Source organism: Kitasatospora sp. NPDC059827 (assembly GCF_042731675.1).
Taxonomy (GTDB): domain Bacteria; phylum Actinomycetota; class Actinomycetes; order Streptomycetales; family Streptomycetaceae; genus Kitasatospora.
This window is the reverse complement of record NZ_JBHWIV010000013.1, coordinates 30,698-48,015: the sequence shown is the minus strand read 5'-3', so window position 1 is coordinate 48,015 and position 17,318 is coordinate 30,698. Positions and strand designations below refer to the sequence as shown.

General features: G+C 65.7%; 15 protein-coding genes. 9 read left to right on the top strand and 6 right to left on the bottom strand.

Going from position 1 to position 17,318, the window contains the following annotated elements; all coding sequences use genetic code 11:
- Window positions 1-529: 529 nt before the first annotated feature.
- Window positions 530-1,294: a trypsin-like serine peptidase gene (locus ACFV8H_RS11180; protein ID WP_380398515.1), complete on the bottom strand. Its 765-nt coding sequence runs from the start codon at window positions 1,292-1,294 to the stop codon at window positions 530-532.
- Window positions 1,295-1,631: 337 nt separating this feature from the next.
- Entirely contained in the window at window positions 1,632-1,976 is a 345-nt protein-coding gene (locus tag ACFV8H_RS11175; protein ID WP_380398513.1) for a WhiB family transcriptional regulator, read from the bottom strand.
- Window positions 1,977-2,438: 462 nt separating this feature from the next.
- Here ACFV8H_RS11175 and ACFV8H_RS11170 point away from each other — a divergent pair, with 462 nt between their 5' ends.
- On the top strand, window positions 2,439-3,674 hold the full coding sequence (locus ACFV8H_RS11170) for a hypothetical protein (RefSeq protein WP_380398511.1): 1,236 nt from the start codon (window positions 2,439-2,441) through the stop codon (window positions 3,672-3,674).
- A gap of 166 nt (window positions 3,675-3,840) precedes the next feature.
- Window positions 3,841-4,455, top strand: coding sequence for a hypothetical protein (locus tag ACFV8H_RS11165; protein ID WP_380398509.1), 615 nt, complete (start codon window positions 3,841-3,843; stop codon window positions 4,453-4,455).
- An 83-nt stretch (window positions 4,456-4,538) separates the two neighbouring features.
- Here the strand turns inward: ACFV8H_RS11165 and ACFV8H_RS11160 are convergent, their stop codons facing one another.
- Window positions 4,539-5,111, bottom strand: a complete 573-nt coding sequence (locus tag ACFV8H_RS11160) for a hypothetical protein (protein WP_380398507.1) — start codon at window positions 5,109-5,111, stop codon at window positions 4,539-4,541.
- 276 nt (window positions 5,112-5,387) lie between these two features.
- On the opposite strand from ACFV8H_RS11160, the gene ACFV8H_RS11155 reads away from it, so the two are divergent.
- Both ACFV8H_RS11155 and ACFV8H_RS11150 read left to right on the top strand, forming a co-directional pair.
- Window positions 5,388-5,627, top strand: a complete 240-nt coding sequence (locus ACFV8H_RS11155; protein WP_380398505.1) for a DUF397 domain-containing protein — start codon at window positions 5,388-5,390, stop codon at window positions 5,625-5,627.
- A gap of 97 nt (window positions 5,628-5,724) precedes the next feature.
- Entirely contained in the window at window positions 5,725-6,687 is a 963-nt protein-coding gene (locus tag ACFV8H_RS11150) for a Scr1 family TA system antitoxin-like transcriptional regulator (protein ID WP_380398503.1), read from the top strand.
- On the opposite strand, the gene ACFV8H_RS11145 is transcribed toward ACFV8H_RS11150, so the two are convergent.
- Window positions 6,680-7,165, bottom strand: coding sequence for a hypothetical protein (locus ACFV8H_RS11145; protein ID WP_380398502.1), 486 nt, complete (start codon window positions 7,163-7,165; stop codon window positions 6,680-6,682). The two genes, ACFV8H_RS11150 and ACFV8H_RS11145, sit on opposite strands and share 8 nt — an antisense overlap.
- Window positions 7,166-7,654: 489 nt before the next feature.
- Between ACFV8H_RS11145 and ACFV8H_RS11140 the strand changes: the two genes are divergently transcribed.
- From ACFV8H_RS11140 to ACFV8H_RS11130, 3 genes are all read left to right on the top strand, one after another.
- The gene (locus ACFV8H_RS11140; protein WP_380398500.1) at window positions 7,655-9,088 is read left to right on the top strand and encodes an SIS domain-containing protein; all 1,434 of its coding nucleotides are present in this window, start codon (window positions 7,655-7,657) and stop codon (window positions 9,086-9,088) included.
- 212 nt (window positions 9,089-9,300) lie between these two features.
- Window positions 9,301-10,569 carry a phophatidylserine decarboxylase associated domain-containing protein gene (locus tag ACFV8H_RS11135; RefSeq protein ID WP_380398498.1) on the top strand — a complete coding sequence of 423 codons (1,269 nt, stop codon included), beginning with the start codon at window positions 9,301-9,303 and terminating at the stop codon, window positions 10,567-10,569.
- Window positions 10,570-10,618: 49 nt separating this feature from the next.
- Window positions 10,619-12,232, top strand: a complete 1,614-nt coding sequence (locus ACFV8H_RS11130) for a class I tRNA ligase family protein (RefSeq protein WP_380398496.1) — start codon at window positions 10,619-10,621, stop codon at window positions 12,230-12,232.
- 97 nt (window positions 12,233-12,329) lie between these two features.
- Here ACFV8H_RS11130 and ACFV8H_RS11125 read toward each other — a convergent pair whose 3' ends face one another.
- Window positions 12,330-12,839, bottom strand: coding sequence for a hypothetical protein (locus tag ACFV8H_RS11125; RefSeq protein ID WP_380398494.1), 510 nt, complete (start codon window positions 12,837-12,839; stop codon window positions 12,330-12,332).
- A 219-nt stretch (window positions 12,840-13,058) separates the two neighbouring features.
- On the opposite strand from ACFV8H_RS11125, the gene ACFV8H_RS11120 reads away from it, so the two are divergent.
- A complete protein-coding gene (locus ACFV8H_RS11120; RefSeq protein ID WP_380398493.1) occupies window positions 13,059-13,397 on the top strand; it encodes a hypothetical protein in 339 nt (112 codons plus the stop codon).
- A gap of 37 nt (window positions 13,398-13,434) precedes the next feature.
- On the opposite strand, the gene ACFV8H_RS11115 is transcribed toward ACFV8H_RS11120, so the two are convergent.
- A complete protein-coding gene (locus tag ACFV8H_RS11115) occupies window positions 13,435-15,525 on the bottom strand; it encodes a molybdopterin-dependent oxidoreductase (RefSeq protein WP_380398491.1) in 2,091 nt (696 codons plus the stop codon).
- Window positions 15,526-15,946: 421 nt separating this feature from the next.
- Between ACFV8H_RS11115 and ACFV8H_RS11110 the strand changes: the two genes are divergently transcribed.
- The gene (locus ACFV8H_RS11110) at window positions 15,947-17,260 is read left to right on the top strand and encodes a TrpB-like pyridoxal phosphate-dependent enzyme (RefSeq protein WP_380398677.1); all 1,314 of its coding nucleotides are present in this window, start codon (window positions 15,947-15,949) and stop codon (window positions 17,258-17,260) included.
- Window positions 17,261-17,318 lie beyond the last annotated feature (58 nt).

The following is a 17,318-nucleotide window of genomic DNA, read 5'->3' as shown; positions in this document are numbered from 1 at the left end:
GTCGTAGGCTCGCTCGGGTTGCGTCCGGGGGCGGTAGCAGAACGGGTGTACGGCGAGTGCGTAGCGATGGGCCACGATGCGTGGATCGGGCCAGGCCCCGATCTCGTGGAGATTGACCCGGAACTGCGCCAGCGCTCGACGGTGCTCCTCGTAGGCCGCCGAGGAGCTCTCCGGGCGGACAGTCCGGGCGAACGAGACCCGGAAGCCGTACTGAGCCAGGGGCAGGCGAACACCACCGGAGGCAAGAGACGTGAGGACCCTTGGGAAACAGTCGTGGACAGGGCACTGCCACCAGCGGAAGCTCCGTTGGAGACGGCGCACCTCGGTTGTCCGGGGCGGTGCCCGGAGCACGCTCGTCCACAGCTTCGCGAACTCCGTGTAGTGCAGCTGGACGAGGTCCCGATAGCAGGCTCCGCTGAAACCAGCGCGGAAGACGGGGGATCCGCGCAGTGCACAGGATCGGTCGTGTGTGGTGCTTCGTGCCATGTCGTTTCCGATCTCGCTGTTGTGCCGGAGACCGTGGTCAGTCTCAAGGCCGACGATGGGGTGACTGTGGTGACAATGCTGAGGCCGTGAGTGGCGGAGCCGTACGAGAGAGGGTGAAGTACCGGAACAGCTCGAGAGCTTCGTCCTGCAGCGCCGGGCCGGCCAACCACTGAGCGGGGTTCGGACCGATCGAGGAGTTGCTGACGAGGCCACGGTTCGGGCTCCCGTTGTCGATGATCCAGCCGCCGCCGCTGGAGCCACCCGTCATAGTGCAACCGGTCGCGAGCATGCTCGGCCGGGAGACGTCGAACGAGAGTCTCGTCGGCGGCAGCACGGAGTCGCAGACGGTCAGCCTGTTGCCGTCGAACGGCGCCGCCGCAGGGTAACCGAAGACCGTCACCCGGCCGATCTGCTCCCGGGGAAGGCCGAACCGGACCGGGACGGCTCCGCCGACCACCTCCTCCAGCGACTGTCCACCGCTGTTCGGGGCTACTTGCAGGATGCCGAAGTCGAACTGACTGACCGGGCCGCCAAGGTGTCCGCCCTCATTGATCCACTGCGGCGACACGATGGAGCGCACCCCACTCCACACGCCGAAACGGTGCGACGATGCCACCGACGTCGCATCACCGTCGAAGCCAGGAAGAAAGACGACAGCCGTCATCAGTTGCCCGCCCTTTCCCTCGTGCAAACAATGGGCCGCCGTCCACACGAGGTTGCTCCGGCCGGGCCGCGTCGGATCCTTCACCACCGTGCCGGAGCAGGCGAGTTCACCGGTCGAACCGTGCATGAAGATCTTGCCGAACACCGCTGACGTCGCGTCCCGAGGAGGCGACGTCCGGGCCTCGACCGGCGCCGGAACGGGATCACTCGCCCCTCCCACGGGCACTCCGGCCGCCTGGCCGGAGTCCCTGGCACGCCGCATGTCCTCCTGGCTCCAAGAACCTGGGGACAGATCCTGGTCCAGTCCGTTGCGCGAAGCCCAGCGGCCCCACTGAGCCTCGTCCCAGCCGGGCGATGTCGCGAGATCCGACCCGTCACCCGACGAGAAGGCACCGCCGAAATAAGTGCAGGACGCTGTCAGCAGAGCGGCAGCGAGCGCCATCGCCAGGCATGACGAGCGGGCGTGCCGACCTGCGGTCCGACTAGCCATGGACCAGGCCGGGCAAGTACCCCAGTTGCCGCTCGATCGCCCGCACCAGGCGCCCGACCTGCACCGAGTCCTGTGTCCGCAGACGGATCAGTTCACGGCGCTGGGCCGAGGTCGTCCCACCGGCGATGCCGTTCTGGCCGGTGATCCCGTGAGCCATCTGCCGTTCCAGGCAGACGGCCCGAACGTGCGGTCGGCATCTCGCGCAACAGGACAGCGCACGCCGTTCGTCGGGCGTAGGGCGCAAGGCGTTCTCGCTTTCCTGGGAGGGGAAGAAGATCTGGAGAGGAACTCCGGTGCAGGGCGGACCGTGGAGCCGGTCCGCCACGATGTCGGTCATGCGCTTCCTCGTCTCGTCGGGCGGCAAAGACGGACCGGACGTCGGGGTGACAGCGGTTGGAGCCGCAGACTGCCCGCACCCAGCGGGCCGGAGCCTCGATGCGGGTCCGCATTTCAACCGGGCCAATCTTCGACTGAATTGACGGTAAATCAGAACCAGTGGCCAGCCGATCGGATTAGCCAATCCCTACGAAGGGATCCCCAGGCGTGTGCGGAAAACGACAACCGACCAGCACGGGAATCCCCGCCACAGCATCGACCACCCATGCCCCGCAACGAGGCCGGGGATGCCTCAGCAGGCCCGAGTGGCCCGTCGGCTGCCCGCGGAGGCAACGACGAGGCACAGCCGAGCTGCGGTCAGACGTACTACGATCCCAACGGAGTTGGCGCGAAATCCTGTTGATCACCGAATGGATGCGCCACGGCCTCTGATCCGCGACCTCGTCGTCACACACGAACGAACATGACGGTGCATCAGAGCGAAAGCCCGAGAGAGGCATCGGTAACGATCATGCACGAAGAAGTCCGTGGCCACCTCCTGCTCCTGGCCACTGCTGCGAACCTCAGGAACCACCACTTCGACTCCGAACTGGGCGTCGCGGCGATGGCGGCAGTCCCGCCCGCTGCGCTGCTTCCCGACTGCCCAGGGGCTATCGACGTTGTCCAGATCATCAACCCAGGTGAACCCCAATCGGTCCTCGCACGCATCCACACCGCAGCCGTGACAACGGGGCCACTACTGATCTACCTGTGTGGGCAGATCGTGCGGGAGCGCAAGCACCGGCAGATACACCTTCTCCTGTCAAAAACCACGGAAAGGCGCATGCGCTCCACCGCATTGCCGTGGCAATGGCTCGACCTGGAGCTCGCGCGCCGAGCACCCGGCACCACACGGGTCATCGTCGACCTGATCGCCGATCCATCGTGCGGCAGTCTCCAGCCCACCGACCTACAGCTGCCGGCTCACGTCATACGGTGGGGCTCAGTCACCCAACCCAGGGGGCGGAGCTCGTGGACCGTCCCGGCTTACACCAAGGCGCTCACCCGGCTCATGAGCGCGCGACAGGCGAAGTCCGTGGCCCAGGCCCACGATGAAGCAGTCGCGGAGGCGGCGCTGGACGAGGGGTCCGTGATCTTTTGCGACACCCGCCCGCCGCGGCGCACGACAGCCCCTCGCACATCCACAGACCCGGACGACCGTCCGGCAGCCGGGCCGGCTCCCGGGTCCGCTGCGCCGGCCCCGGAGACTGACCTCCGGTCAGCACTGGTACGAGCCATGCACAACGGGAACCTCGTGGAGGCAGGCCGAATCGCCGCCACGTGGGAACACCAGGTCCTCCGGGACCACGGTTCACACTCCATCCACATGGGCGACGTCATGGAGGCCCAAGCCACCCTCGAGACGCGCAGCGGGAACCTCGCCCATGCCACACATTTATGGATCAGCACAGCTAAGAACCGCGCGGTGTGGTGCCAGCCGGACTCCGAGCCGCTCCAGCTGGCGCTTCGCAACGCCCAGGCCAACTGGTTCCGACTGGACATGAGCTGGCCCCAGTGCCATCAGCTGGGAACCGAACTCGTCGACCTTCTGTACAAGGCTGGGCAGCCGCAGGCCATCCCCGCCGTCGAGAACCGCCTGCTCGGTGCACCTTTGGGGCGACCCGTCCGACCGAACAGCGGGACGCGATCGTCCGCCTGAATGGCAGCCTCTCCTCTGGAAAACGTGCGCTATCGCAAAATCCGCTGGGCGGACTGTCACCGTACGACGACCGTGGAGGCACTACGAGCCCGGCGCCCGAAGGGGCGGAAAGCACGAGTGCTGTAGCGCGGCGCTCAGGGGCCGACACGAGGATGGAGAATTCGTCATGACCATCGAGTTGAGCCAGGAAGTCCACGTGATCAACGGCCTCGGCCAGGCCATCTACGTGCTGATGGCGCCCCATCCCGAGCGCGAGCTCGAGGAGCTGTACGCCGAGGTACCACTTCTGTCGGTCAGGGTTGGTGAGGTCAAGTCCATAGCCGAAACGGCCGATCTGCCCGACAGCCTCGCCACGTTCGCCGACCTGGCGCGGTTCCTGAAAGGGGCAGGCCCCTTGCTGGAGAGCACCTCGAACGCCGGGCGGACTGCCGCAGGACCGGTCATCGCCGCCGTGGAGGCCGTTCAGAAGAACGCCACCCGAATCGCGGCGGGCGAATCGGTTACCGTCCGAGCGGAATGGGACCTGTCACCTCTCAGTACTCCGGCCGCCGGCCAGAGCGAGACCGGCATGGTGAGTCTGCTGATCGTGTCGGGCGACGGAGCACTGGTCTCCGACGTCAGCTCCGAGCCGGACGACTACTGGCTCGCGGCCCGCGACGGCCTCTACCACGCCGGGCTCGGGAGGGCGGGTGCTGTGGACGGTACGTCCGAGGGCATCCCGTGGATGTCGATCGGAATCAGCCTGAACTCAGGCGACTCGCGGATTGCGAACCGCGGCTGACTCCGGCCGGCGTTGGTCCTCCTGTTCATCGCGGTCCGGACCGCGATGAACAGGAGGACCCGGCGGTCCCCCGCGACCGGGATTCAGCCCCAGTAGGCATCAATTCCTTCGGCTGGCCCGGACAACCACCCTTCCTTTCGGGCGGATTCCCCGAAAGAAACCGCAGGGTTCACTGGGCTCCGGTAGTAGCTCGTCTTGCCGAGCAATCGGAGGATGGCCCACTTCGCGTCCGCATGGGTCCTCGCAAGCGTCCGGTCGACAGGCTCGAGATACTGGTCCAGCCATTGCTGTCCGGTGTTCAAGCGCCTGATCTCCGATATTTCCCGGTGGAACTGCGTATCGGCTTCCTCCCGATCCCGATCCGCAGCCGCCCCATCCATGACGTTCGGTCCTATCGTGTAGCGGAAGTCGTGCTGGGCTGCGGCTTTCCATACAGCGTCGCTCTGGAGCAGGCCTGGAATTCCGGTCACGCCATTGCTGTGGAAACTCGCCTTGAGAGATCGGGTGCGGGAGTCAAATCCCGGCATACCGAGAACACGGTCCCGGAGACGCATGAAGTCTCGATTGGACAGTTCAGCAACCCATCGATAGGTATTGATATCGAAGTACGCCACCGGGTTCTCCCGAGACGGTGAATCCCCGTTGATGCGAGCCATTTCTCCTCCAGGTCACAGGTTCGATCGGATCGACCGCAGGGGTCGCAGAAATCCTGAGATACCCGCGGACCCGACAGGAGTACGCTAATATCCGGACCACACAGGCTCCAGCATATTTCCCTATCTTGCCAAAGAATGGCAGACGACCATGCCTACTACGCTAACGAGCTTCGCGGTTCTGAGCCGGCGTGCGAGAGTCACTGAGCACCCAGAGGGCAGCCACGCAGGACGACCCCTGGCCAACGCATCATTCAACAAAGAGGAGGCGGGATTCATTTGAGCGAGTTCTGGAATGGCATGCCGGCGAGCTCCATCCACGGCGTGACCTGGGTGAAGTCCAAAGCCAGCAATATAGAAGGGCAGTGCGTGGAGTTCGCCAAGCTGGCCGAGGGGGACGTGGCGGTGCGCAACAGCCGATACCCGGAGGGGCCAGTGCTCATCTACACGCCGGGCGAGATCAAGGCTCTCCGTGAGGGTATGCAGAACGGGGATTTCGATCACATGATCGAAACCTGAATCACCTGTCCAGCGACAGCTCCGTAGAAGACATACGGAGGTACGCGGCCCCTCCTGTGGGAGACTCAGGCGGAAAGTCTCCCACAGGAGGGGCTGCATGCCTTTCATCTCGCACGATGACATGCGCAGCGACAACGGGCTCGCCCTTTCGCGGCCGGGTGCCGATCCGGCCCGGAACCCGATCGCCGCCGCGATGCTGGCAGGTGTCCAGCTGAGGGCCCTGCGGGGTGATCTCACTCTTGCCGCCGCCGCTCGTCGAGTCGGCTGGTCGGCAGCCAAGCTCAGCCGCCTGGAGAACGGGTGGCAGGCCCCCAAGCCAGGGGACGCCGCCAAATTCCTCAACGCCTTCCAGGCCGCCCCCGAGGTACAGTCCGCGGTCGAGGAGCTGGTGATGCACGCCCAGGCTGCCAAGTCGCACTGGCTGCACGCCTACCGCGACCTGGTCGCGGCGGACGTCCAGCGACTGATCGCCCTGGAGAGCGCTGCCGCATTCCTCATCACCTACGAAGCCAAGATCGTTCCTGGTCTCGCGCAGACCCCCAGCTACTACCGGGCCCTGTTCGCGGCACACCGGAAGCCTTGCCTGAACGACGAGTTGGAGCGACGCGCCGCGCTGCGACGCCGTCGACAGGAGCTATTCTTCGCGAACCCCGCCGGCGCTGCGTTCTTCCTGGAAGAGGACAGCCTCTACCGTGAGATCGGGTCCCCTCAGGTCATGGCCGAACAGATCAATCACCTCATCAGCCTGACCTACCGCGAGAACTTCGACATTCGGATCATCACGAGGAAGCACCTCGTCGCCAGCTCGGTCTCCTCGATGACCAAGCTCGATTTCGGGTCGAGCCCGCTGAGGGAACTGATCTACAACGAGACCCTCACCGGCGCCGACTACTACACCGACGCCCCCGACGTGGCATCGTTTCCGGGCGAGCCCCGCAGGCTCGCCGAGATGGAGCGGTACGAGGAGGAGCTGCGGCACCTGATGCGGCTGGGCGTCGAACAGACAGGCGCCCGGGTGCTCCTCCTCAAGGCCCTCCGCCACTTCGAGGCCCTCATCTGAGCGCCTCGGGCAGCCCGACTACGTCGGCCGCCGTGGTCGCGTCCCCAGCCCCGGCGGGATTCCTCAAGGTCCGTCTGGCCATCAGCAGGTCGGCCACCGTCTCGGAGGCTGCCCGGCCCATCAGGTCCGCCGCCTGCTCCACCGACAGACCCAGACGGTGCAGCAGTTCCACATCGGCCTGGGCCGCCGGCAGTCGCTGGTGGAGATTGTCCGCGGCCGGGGCTGACACGTGAACCCGAGCCTCAGTCACACAATCCCGGACCATTTGCCATACGCACGCAGCGGGGCTCTGCTCGCGGAGTAGCCTTCCCCAGTCCTCTGCCGCGTGTTGGAGCGCGCAGCGGACGGCACTGTAGCCCAGGTCAGGGTCGCCCAGGCGTGCGAGCGCGTACAGGTCATAGCCTTCCTTCTGCATGAGGACGAAGGCGGTGAAGCTGCTTCCGTACAGCTGATGCAGCACCGTCGAGTCAGGTTCCACTCTCACGGAGATCCCTCACGAACAGCCCGTGAATCAGGGCCAGTTGGATGACCAAGAGGCGCCCTCATCCTTGCGGTCAACAGCGCCGGCGGCATCGGGCTCGACTTCCGTGCATCCGTCGACAGAAGCGCTCTGGGATGAACTGGGCTGACGTCAACGCCGTGACGCAGTAATCGATTTCATGCATGAACGAGCCAGACCTTTCGTCGTTCGAGGCCTCTGAGAGCTGCCAAGTTCTGATGTGCCCGACCGGTGTGCCCAGTCGTTGAGCAGCCGCGGCTCACGCTAACCGCTCGACGAAGGAGCTCGGCACCTCAACTGCGCTACTGCAAATCCATTTCGGAAACGGTCAGGGACACGAGCGCGGGCGGTCACAGGTGGAGAGATTTCGGTCGAAGCTCCACTCTCCGCGGTCCACAGTGCATCCACAGCGCGAGCTCCGAGCGGGACGATCCGACACGACCTCATCAAGCAAGCCCCGTCCGAGCCATGGCGGAGGCCGCCAGCTGGAATCGGCGCGAAGGGCGAGCACGACAACTGAGCCGCAGCCCGCCTGAACGCCATGCGGGAGCGCGACCACCCACCCAGGCACCGTTGGATGCCCGCCGCCGCGGCGTGGCCGGCTGCACTCGTCCGCGAGCGTTGTCACCAGAACACAAAGCCAGCGATCCGCCTTGGCGAAAAGATCGAAGTTTTGCTTGCTCGCTACCAGGCCGGATGAACCTGCGGATACAACTGAGAACGCACGGAGGGCTCAGCGAAACCCTCGACAACAAAACATCTGAGCAAATGTTTCCCAAGGGAGTGGAAATGGATCAGCGACTCGCCCGGTACGAGGAGTTCATGAAGAGCGAGTTCTTCGCCGGACTCCTCAAGCCCACCGAGTATTCGATCGAGGATTTGACACCGGCACTGACCGAGAGGATCACCGAGGGATCGTTTCGGCGCATAGTGTTTGTCGGCATGGGCTGTTCGGCCATCGTTTCGGACGTCCTGCGAGGATACTTCAATGAAATCGGATCACCAATCGACGTCTTCGTCCTCAACGACTACGAAGTGAAGTTCCTCCTGCCCCCGAGCGCATTGGAAGGCGACAATACACTTTTCGTAGTGAGCTCCTACAGTGGAAATTCGGATGAACCACTACTCGCACTCGACGAGCTCACGGGGCGGGAGGACCAGACTCTCATCCTCACCTCAGGGTCCCAACTCGCAGAAGCCGGCAAGAACCGCGGCATCTCCATCGCACACTGGCGACTCGCCGAAGCCGACCGCGAGTACCCACTCTTCCACGTACCGCAGTACTTCGCCATTCTGCTCCACATGTTTCACCACCTCGGCTTCCTGCCCTCAGACGGCACGCAGGACCTGCAGGCCGTATTCAATCAGCTCACGGATAGTGAACTCATGGGCCGATGGGACGACGTCGATCGCATCGCCCGGGACACCCAGGACGCCAACATCATCCTTCTGGGATCACCCAAGTGGCACGAAAGCCTGTTCAAGCTCGGAAAGATGCACTTCAATGAAATGGCGATGGCACCGACCACTCGGAACCTTTTTCATGAGTTCTGCCACAGCGAGGTGGCCACTCTCTCGGAACCAGCTAGGCGGCACTGCATCCTGCTTTTCTCCGACGACTCGGAGGACCAGTACACAAAGGATAAGATGGACAATCTCATCCAAACACTGGCTGCTGACTGCGATAAGAATCGCAACGTCGCGGTAGAGAACATCGAACTTCCCGGGCAGGACTTTCTGACCCAGTTCTTCTGGGCCTTGAACCTAATTCAGCTAATTTCTTTGAAGCTTGGCCGCTATTACAGTACGGCATCGCGAGATCTCATCTCGGAGACCTCGGGAAACGGTTACTATCACAGCGAAACCATTGACCGTGAGCAGAAGATCCATGCTATGGAATGAAACTCGTCGCCCGCCCGTCCCTCCACCGAGGGGCGGGCGGGCGCGAAGCGAGCAACCCCGGCGATCGTCGATGCTCACCACCCAGGTGTCGCCAGCCGAGTTCACGTCCCCCAGCCGCCAGAGGAACTACCGGCCATCGGTTACCGGACTGCCGGAGGGACCTCCGCGCCGCAACATGAAACCCATCGAACACACCCACTCAAGGAGCACCGATGAGTCTTCTCGGCGGTCCCGATGATTTGAACCACCGCCACAACGAACTCCGGCGCGGCGGCTACCTGCCTCAAGATCTGAGCGCCGGCCACCGGTGGCGGAAAGAACTCGCTGGGCGGGCCGGCCTCATCAAGGGAAAACTATCCCCAGCGGTCAGCGGATTGCGCGACCTCATTTCCCGTGACGGGATAGTTCGCATGTACGTTTCAGAGATGATCGACCAAGTTCCGGATCCCTACAAGGAGGTCACCGACACGGAGGCCCTGCTCCAGTGCCTGAACCTGATTGTCTCCTCTGCCCCGGAGTACAATCAGGATCCCGCCAAAAGGGTCCTCTTCCCGATGGCGACGCTGTTCGGTCAGATGCTGATCACGCCTGCTGGTGAGAGTGCGTTTCGGAATCGCGAGTTCAACGAAGCTGTCCGACGCATCCAGCGTGAGTGGTGCCTCTTTCTCGACAGCCCGGAGAGCTGCTCCGTCCTGCACGAAGGTGACAACGGGTGGCTCTCGGCACCGGCGCGTCGGGAGCTCAACCTTCACCAGTACCACGTCATCCCCAACGCCCTCCACTGGGGCTTCGGCTCCTACAACGAATTCTTTCACCGCAGGATTCGGCCGGAGTTTCGCCCGATCACTGCTCCAGTGAATACCAGGGTCATCACTTCTGCGAACGACGGACGAGTTTTCAAGTACGAACGCAATGTGAGCAGGAGTGCCGATTTCTGGCTCAAGGGGCAACCCTATTCGCTCGGTGACATGCTTCACGGCCCCGAGTGCGGGGATGAACATGTAAGTCGCTTCATCGGCGGCGACGTGTTTCAGTCCCATCTGTCCGGAGGCGACTACCATCGCTGGCATTCGCCGGTGGACGGGATAGTCAGGCATGCCGAGGTCGCGCCTGGGCTACTATTCAGCCACTCCGAGAGCGCAAATGAGAACCCTTATACCGGAACCCACTCACAGGCGTATCAGGCGTCGATCAATACGCGCGGCCTGGTCTTCATCGAGGCGACCCCCAAGAATAAGATGGTCTGTGTCATGCCGATCGGCATGGGCGACATCTCCTCGGTCACTATCAGCGTCACCCCCGGGTGCGAAGTGAAGAAGGGTGACGAGATAGGGTATTTCGGATACGGCGGATCAAGCCTTTGCTTGATATTTGAGCCGGGACTGATAAGTCATTTCACCGTTCCGCAGAACAATCCCATCGAACAGCCAGACGGCGGCGCGCCGATCACCGTCAACTCCCAAATCGCCTGGACCCAGTAGACCTCACCATCTCCGAAGCCAGCCATTCAGCGAAAGGCGCGTTTCGCCCATGTTGCTTGCAGATAAATTTCGGACTCCGAAGAGCTATCTACTGGTTCCACCAGAAGCCACACCGAACGGCCCGCTGCATCTGGGGCACATAGGAGGACCTTTTCTGTGGTCCGACATGATCTCGCGCCACCTCCGAGCCCGCGGCGACCTGCCACTGGTGATCACTGGAAGTGACGTGTACGAGTCGGCGGTCGACGTTCGCGCCCACGCCGAAGGATCCGATCCCGCCGAGATCGCCGACCGTTATGGGGAGCGCATGCAGCGTGATCTGGCCTCCTTTAGCATCGATGTCGACGCTTACATCAGTCCGCACCACGACGAATGGCGTTCCCTCTTTGAGAACGAAGTCGCATCGTCTGTCGGGCGTCTGATGCAGCGAGGCGCCGTACTGGCCCGATCAGAGCGTGTCCCGTACTGCGAGTCGTCAGGCCGATGGGTCGTGGACGCTTGGCTGTCGGGCCGCTGCCCCGCTTGCGGAACCGAAATGAGTACATACTTCTGTGGGAACTGCAGTAGGCTCGTTTCGCCAGAACTGCTCGTCGACCCTCGACCACTGATAGATGAAGGCAAGCTCACCTGGCATGAGGTCTCCAGCCTCTTCCTGCGATTGCCGGAACCTGCCCGCGCTGCGGATTGCTTTTCTCGCATGGGGATTCATCAGTCTCATCAAAAGACCGCCATGAATTTCCTGGAGAAAAAGGGCGCGCTTCTCCGCCTGAGTACCCCGCAGGAGTGGGGCGCTCCCTTGCCCGGCCGGCGCCCGGGACCGCCCCAACGACTTTACTCAAATGCCGGGATATTCATGTTCGCCCGACTTGCCGGCGCCGTCCACGGCACGCTGAGCGGGACCGGAGTGAACGCCTTCGATCCGAACTCAGGAGTCACAACGATCACCACGTTGGGCATAGACAACGTGATTGCAACACTAGTTGGCATCGTCGGTCTGAGCTTCCTCCACGGTGACATGAAGCCTTATCAGCGATGCTTGATCAATCACTTCTATCAACTCGCAGGGGAAAAGTTCTCCACCAGCACTCGCCATGCGATCTGGGCGGGTGAAATAGCAGCAGCACCGTCGATCGATGTCGATGCTGTGCGCTACCACCTTGCAAAGAAGGACCTGTCTGATGCGCCTGCCAGCTTCGAAGTGGCAGACTTTCTCACGACAGCCCATACAGAGCTCGCCGACCGTCTTGGAAGTCTCATCGAGAAGGCCTGGAACCGTCTCCCCGATAGGCTTCCAGGCTCTCCTGGATCCCTCCTCGCGGAGTTCTTGGAGCTGAGGTTCGCCGAACAGTCAGCAGCCCTCGACTCCGCACGTATTTCTACGACCAAAGCAGTTTCCGAGTTCGACCGATGGTGCACCGAGGCGGCTGCCATGGCTTCTTCGGACGCAGACGGCGCCTACTGGTGGTTGAAGGGCGTGGCACTTCTCGCATTCCCCGTCATGCCGAACCTCGCCTCACAAATCTGGCAGGAGCTGGGCTGCGCAGGCGAACCCAGGCTGGCGACTTTCCTTGTACCGACGTTGCCTCGCCCCAGCCGGAACCCACCCGGGTTCAACCGAGTCAAGATCGAAGAGCTTCGCTCCTGTCTCCCACCCACGATGTGAGTGACCGACTCATGACGCCTACCGTCGCACCGGCCCCCGGCCGGAGGTTCGTGGACCTCGGGCCGGGGACCGGTGGGGCGTCACCGACGGTGGACCGTCACTGCCAGGCGCGGTTGACCGCGTCGCGGGCCTGGCCCAGGTACTGCTGGTAGGTGCCGAGGTTCCAGGCCGCCCAGGAGGCCCAGCCCCGGCCGGTGCCGTCGTTGTCGATCCGGTAGGCCTTGCGGGCCGACCAGCCCATGTCCTGCCAGTTCTCGGCGGTGACGATCTCGGGGTCGTGGTAGTGCACCTCGGGGTACCAGCGCTCGTTGATCTGCCAGGCCCCGAGGTCCTTGGTGCCCGGGTCGGGGTCGGTGGGCAGGTTGGTGTGGACGGCCAGGCGGTTGCAGCCGGACTCGGCCATGGCGATCGCGACGGCGTAGATCGCGTCGTCGTTGCGGCCCTCACCGGACCTGTCCTTCGCGAAGCCCGCCGCCTTCGCCTCCCGGGCGCAGGCGTCGATGCCGCTCTGGTCCCCGGAGGCGTGGGCGGTGAAGCCCGTCGAGCTGATGGTGAGCGCCAGGGCGACGGCCGAACCGGTCAGCAGTGCACGAGTTCTGCGGAGCACGAGTGTTCTCCCTTCGACGGCGGCCCGGGATCGGGCCGGATACGGGAAGGACGCTAGGCAGCACCGGTAGACAAGCGATCAACGCGGGACCCCCGGTGCCGCAGGCCCCGTCCGGCCGCCGCCCCGGCCACCGTGCCGCCCCGTGGGCGCGCGGGAGCGGCCCGGATAGGGTGGAACGGCACGTCAGAGGGCCGGGAGCGGCCGGGAAGGGCCTGGGGCATGGGGAAGAAGAGCGAGCTGGACGACCTGCGGGCGCGGGTGGCCACACTGGAGGCGGAGGTCGACCGGCTGCGGGGTGAGGCCGCGGCGGCCGGCCGGGCGCCGGCGGTGACCGCCGGGCAGCCCCAGTCGATGACCCGCATCGCGGACGCCGTCGGCGTGATGGTCTCCGGCCGGGCGGAGCAGCCGACCCGGGTCCTCCAGGCACGGACCGTCAGCCCGGAACCCAAGACCGTAGCGGCCCCGGACGCCACTGAGGCCACCGAGCCCGCGGAGACCCGGAGCCTCCCGGTCCCCGCGCACGGCCAGTTCCTGGAGAGCCTGCTGTCGGGTCGTTAGACCAGACGACGCCCCCCGACGGCGGCGCCCGGCACGCTCAGATGCCGAGCAGGCCCGCCAGCCTCCCGTGCTCCTCCGGGGTGAGCGGCCGCACCTGGCAGGTGCAGCCGCGCAGGTCGGAGGAGCCCATCTCGGCGTTCGAACCGGCGTCGGTGGTGAGGAGGTTGACGTTGGAGAGGCGCCAGGAGTCCGGGCCGTCGAGCTCGGGGTACCACCAGGAGGCGGAGACGCAGACGCTGTCGTCGCGCAGCCGGTCGGTGACCTTGACCCGGAAGTAGGCCGCCCGGTCGTGCCGGGTGACGGCGGCCCAGGCGCCGTCGGCGAGGCCCCGGTCGGCGGCGGCGCGCGGGGACAGCTCGACCCGGGGGTGGGGCTCCTTCTCGCGGAGCTGGCCGACCTGGCGGAACTCCGAGTTGAAGTAGAAGGTCGAGTGGCGCGAGGTGAGGATCAGCGGGTGGTCCTCGTCCGGCTGCTCGCGGTCGGTCCACCGGGGCAGCGGGTCGTAGCCCATCATCCGCAGGCCGGGGTGGTGGAAGGTGAACTTGCCGGAGCGCGTCCTGAACCCCTCCTGTTCGTACTTGCGGTAGCGCAGGCCGGTGGCCCGGTACTGCTGGGCCTGGAGGGCCTTCCAGTCCATTCCGATCGGCGCGAGCCGTGCGTCCAGGGCGTCCTGGGCGCTGTCCCAGAACCCCTCCAGGCCCAGCCGGTGGGCGAGTTCGTTGAGGATGGCCTCGTCGGGTCTGCTCTCGCCGAGGGGGTCGACGACCCGGTTGCGGCTGGCCACGTAGTTGGCGTGCTCGACGATCTGGTCCCGCTCCGTCCAACTGGGCACCGGCAGCACGATGTCCGCGTAGCGCACCGTCGGCGTCAGGAAGAGGTCGGCGGCCACGATGAAGGGGACGGCGCGCAGGGCCGCCTCCACCTTCGCCGAGTCCGCGTAGCTGACCAGCAGGTTCGACCCGAAGATGAGCAGGCTGTTCACCCGGTACGGCTCGCCGGTGAGGCAGGCGTCGAAGACCGCCCCGGGGTGCGCCCAGCCGGACATGCCCAGGATCGAGTGCCCGGCGACGAGCCGGTCGCCGCCGGCGCCGTCCGGGAGCAGGTCGTAGCCGGGCATCGCGCGCCTGCCGACGATCCCCGGGGGTTCCCACAGCACGTCGCCGCCGGGGACGTCGACGTTGCCGCACAGTCCGGAGAGCTGGACGAGCAGCCGCGCGGTGCCGAAGGAGTCCCGGCTCTGCTGCGCCCCGGTGCCCAGTTCGATGCCCGCGCTCGCCGCGGCGCCGTACGCCGTCGCGGCCCGGCGGATGAGGTCGGCCGGGACGCCGGTGATCCCGGCCGCCCGTTCCGGTGTCCACTCCCGGACGTGGGCGCGCAGTTCCTCGGCGCCGGTGGCGTACCGGGAGACGAACTCACCGTCCTCCAGGCCCTGTTCGAAGACCTCGTGGAGGAGTGCCAGGGCCAGGGCGGTGTCCGTTCCGGGCCGCAGTTGCAGGTGGAGTTCGGCGCGCCGGGCGACGGGGGTGCGCACCGGATCGACGACGATCAGTCTGGTCCCCCGGCTGACGGCGTCGAGCAGCCGGGTGCCGATGACGCCGTCCCCGTGCGTCGCGGGCTTGTTGCTCCCCCACAGCACGACGAGCTCCGGACCGCCCTCGTAGTCGACGAAGCTGAACGCGCCCATCGAGAGGATCCCGGCCATGACGCGCGGGTAGAAGCACACGTGGGCCGGTCCGATGACGTTCGGGGTGCCCAGCGCGTTCCCGAAGCGGAACAGCCATTCCTGGTAGTTGCGGTCGGTGCCCTGGGCGAGCACGATGCTGCGCGGCCCGGCGCCGGCGAGGTCGGCGCGGAGCCTGGTGGCGATGGTGTCGAGCGCCTCCTCCCAGTCGATCTCCTCGAACTCGCCGCTGCCACGGCTGCCGACCCGCCGCAGCGGGCGGGTCAACCGGTCGGGGTGGCGGGCGAGCGCGGGCGCCGCCCGGCCCTTCGCGCAGAGGAATCCGCGGTTGTTCGGATTCTCCGGGTCCCCGGCCACGGTGAACTCGTCACGGTTCCCGGGAATTAGCAGAACCCCGCACCCGCCGTGGCAGCTGCGGCAGATGGATCGGACGGCTTCGTTGGTCATTCGGTCGGCCCCCACGTCGAATTAGGGAGAAGCGACGGCGCCCGCTATCGCGAGATCTTGGAATTCACGATCTTGGAATGGTCGTGCACCCGTGGACCGCCGACGGTGTTTTCGACGGTGACCTGTCAAGTCGGGTCGGGCTGAATCAACGTCAACTGTACTGTTCGGAAGCCGACTTGGCAGTGGAGTTCACCGTCGTCGACCACCCTGCTTCCGGGCGTTATGCGGCTTTTCCACCGGATGTTCCACGGGCCGCACGCCCTTTTTGCCCACGTTTTCGAAGTCCTGCATGATCCTTGAAACAGGAATCTTGCGCCCCGTTCAAAGCTGGCCCTAGGATGCCGCCAGTAGGCACCATGCGAAGTCCTTTTTGGAGGGCGTCATGGCATCCTTATCCCCGAAGAATTCCCGGGTCGACTTCTTGCCGGGCGCCGTTCCCACGTCGGACAATCGGTCTGATTCGACTCTTCCCAAACGTTGGTACAACTTTCTCGGCGATCTTCCCGGACACCTGCCGGAAGTCCGCAACGAGGGCAATCCGAGCCCTGCCGAGATTGCCGCGAAGGTGCGCCCGAAGGCGATCCTGGAGCACGACCGGCCGGCCGCACCGTGGGTCCCGATCCCGCAGCCGGTGCAGGACTGGCTGCGGCACGTCGGCCGGCCCACCCCGCTGCACCGGGCCCGGCGCCTGGAGCAGCGGCTGGGCACCGGAGCGCGGATCTACCTCAAGCGCGAGGACGTACTGCCGACCGGCAGCTTCAAGCTCAACTCCGCCATCGCGCAGGCGTACTACGCCGCCGAGGAGGGGCGCCGGACCCTGGTCACCGAGACCGGGGCCGGCCAGTGGGGCATGAGCGTGGCGCTCGCGGCCAGCATGTTCGGCCTCGACGCCGAGGTCTTCATGGTGCGCTGCTCCCTGGAGCAGAAGCCCTACCGCCGGCACTACATGGAGCTGCTCGGCGCGAAGGTCCACCCCTCCCCCTCGCCGTTCACCCCGGTCGGACGCGAGCTGCTCGCCCGCGTCCCCGACCACCCGGGCAGCCTCGGCACCGCGATCAGCGACGCCATCCAGTACGCGCTCGGGAAGGAGTCGGCCGCCTACCTCTCCGGCAGCGGCACCCCGCACGTCTACCTGCACCAGACCCTGCTCGGGCTGGAGGTGCGGGCACAGCTGGAGGAACTCGGCGAGGACCTCGGCGCCCCCGGGCGGGGCGACCACCTGGTCGCCTGCGCGGGCGGCGGCAGCAACCTCTGCGGCCTGATCGGGCCGTACCTGCGGGCCCGTACGGACGGCGCCGACCTGCGCTTCCTCGCGGCGGAGTCCACCGCGGCGCCGCGGCTCACCGCCGGGGTCTACCGCTACGGCCGCTCCGACGTGGCCGGCTTCACACCCGAGGTGATGGGCTACTCGATGGGGATGGACTACATCCCCCCGGCCGTCCACGCCGCGGGCCTGCGCAACCACCACAGCTCCGCGATCGTCAGCCTGCTGCGGCACGAGGGCGTCCTGGACGCCGTCGCCTTCGGCGACCCCGAGTCCTTCGCCGCCGGACGGCTGCTGCTGCAGACCGAGGGCATCCTGCTGGCGCCCGAGTCCAACCACGCGCTCGCCGCCGCCCTCGGCGTGGTGGCCGAGGCCGACGCGCGGCGGCAGCGGCCGGTCGTGGTGGTGCTCGCCAGCGGCTCGGGCCTGCTGGACCTGCAGAGCTACCACGACGTCGGCCGACCGGCGTAACAGCCGAACCGGGGCGGCGCACGGGCGCGCCCCGCACCACTGGAACTCGTTGCTAGGG

Excerpts from the sequence above, each read along its gene's own strand:
- ACFV8H_RS11175 (WP_380398513.1), bottom strand. The coding sequence starts at position 1,976 with ATGACCGACATCGTGGCGGACCGGCTCCACGGTCCGCCCTGCACCGGA.
- ACFV8H_RS11170 (WP_380398511.1), top strand. The coding sequence starts at position 2,439 with ATGACGGTGCATCAGAGCGAAAGCCCGAGAGAGGCATCGGTAACGATC.
- ACFV8H_RS11115 (WP_380398491.1), bottom strand. The coding sequence starts at position 15,525 with ATGACCAACGAAGCCGTCCGATCCATCTGCCGCAGCTGCCACGGCGGG.
- ACFV8H_RS11120 (WP_380398493.1), top strand. The coding sequence starts at position 13,059 with ATGGGGAAGAAGAGCGAGCTGGACGACCTGCGGGCGCGGGTGGCCACA.
- ACFV8H_RS11165 (WP_380398509.1), top strand. The coding sequence starts at position 3,841 with ATGACCATCGAGTTGAGCCAGGAAGTCCACGTGATCAACGGCCTCGGC.
- ACFV8H_RS11135 (WP_380398498.1), top strand. The coding sequence starts at position 9,301 with ATGAGTCTTCTCGGCGGTCCCGATGATTTGAACCACCGCCACAACGAA.
- ACFV8H_RS11160 (WP_380398507.1), bottom strand. The coding sequence starts at position 5,111 with ATGGCTCGCATCAACGGGGATTCACCGTCTCGGGAGAACCCGGTGGCG.
- ACFV8H_RS11150 (WP_380398503.1), top strand. The coding sequence starts at position 5,725 with ATGCCTTTCATCTCGCACGATGACATGCGCAGCGACAACGGGCTCGCC.
- ACFV8H_RS11130 (WP_380398496.1), top strand. The coding sequence starts at position 10,619 with ATGTTGCTTGCAGATAAATTTCGGACTCCGAAGAGCTATCTACTGGTT.
- ACFV8H_RS11140 (WP_380398500.1), top strand. The coding sequence starts at position 7,655 with ATGGCGGAGGCCGCCAGCTGGAATCGGCGCGAAGGGCGAGCACGACAA.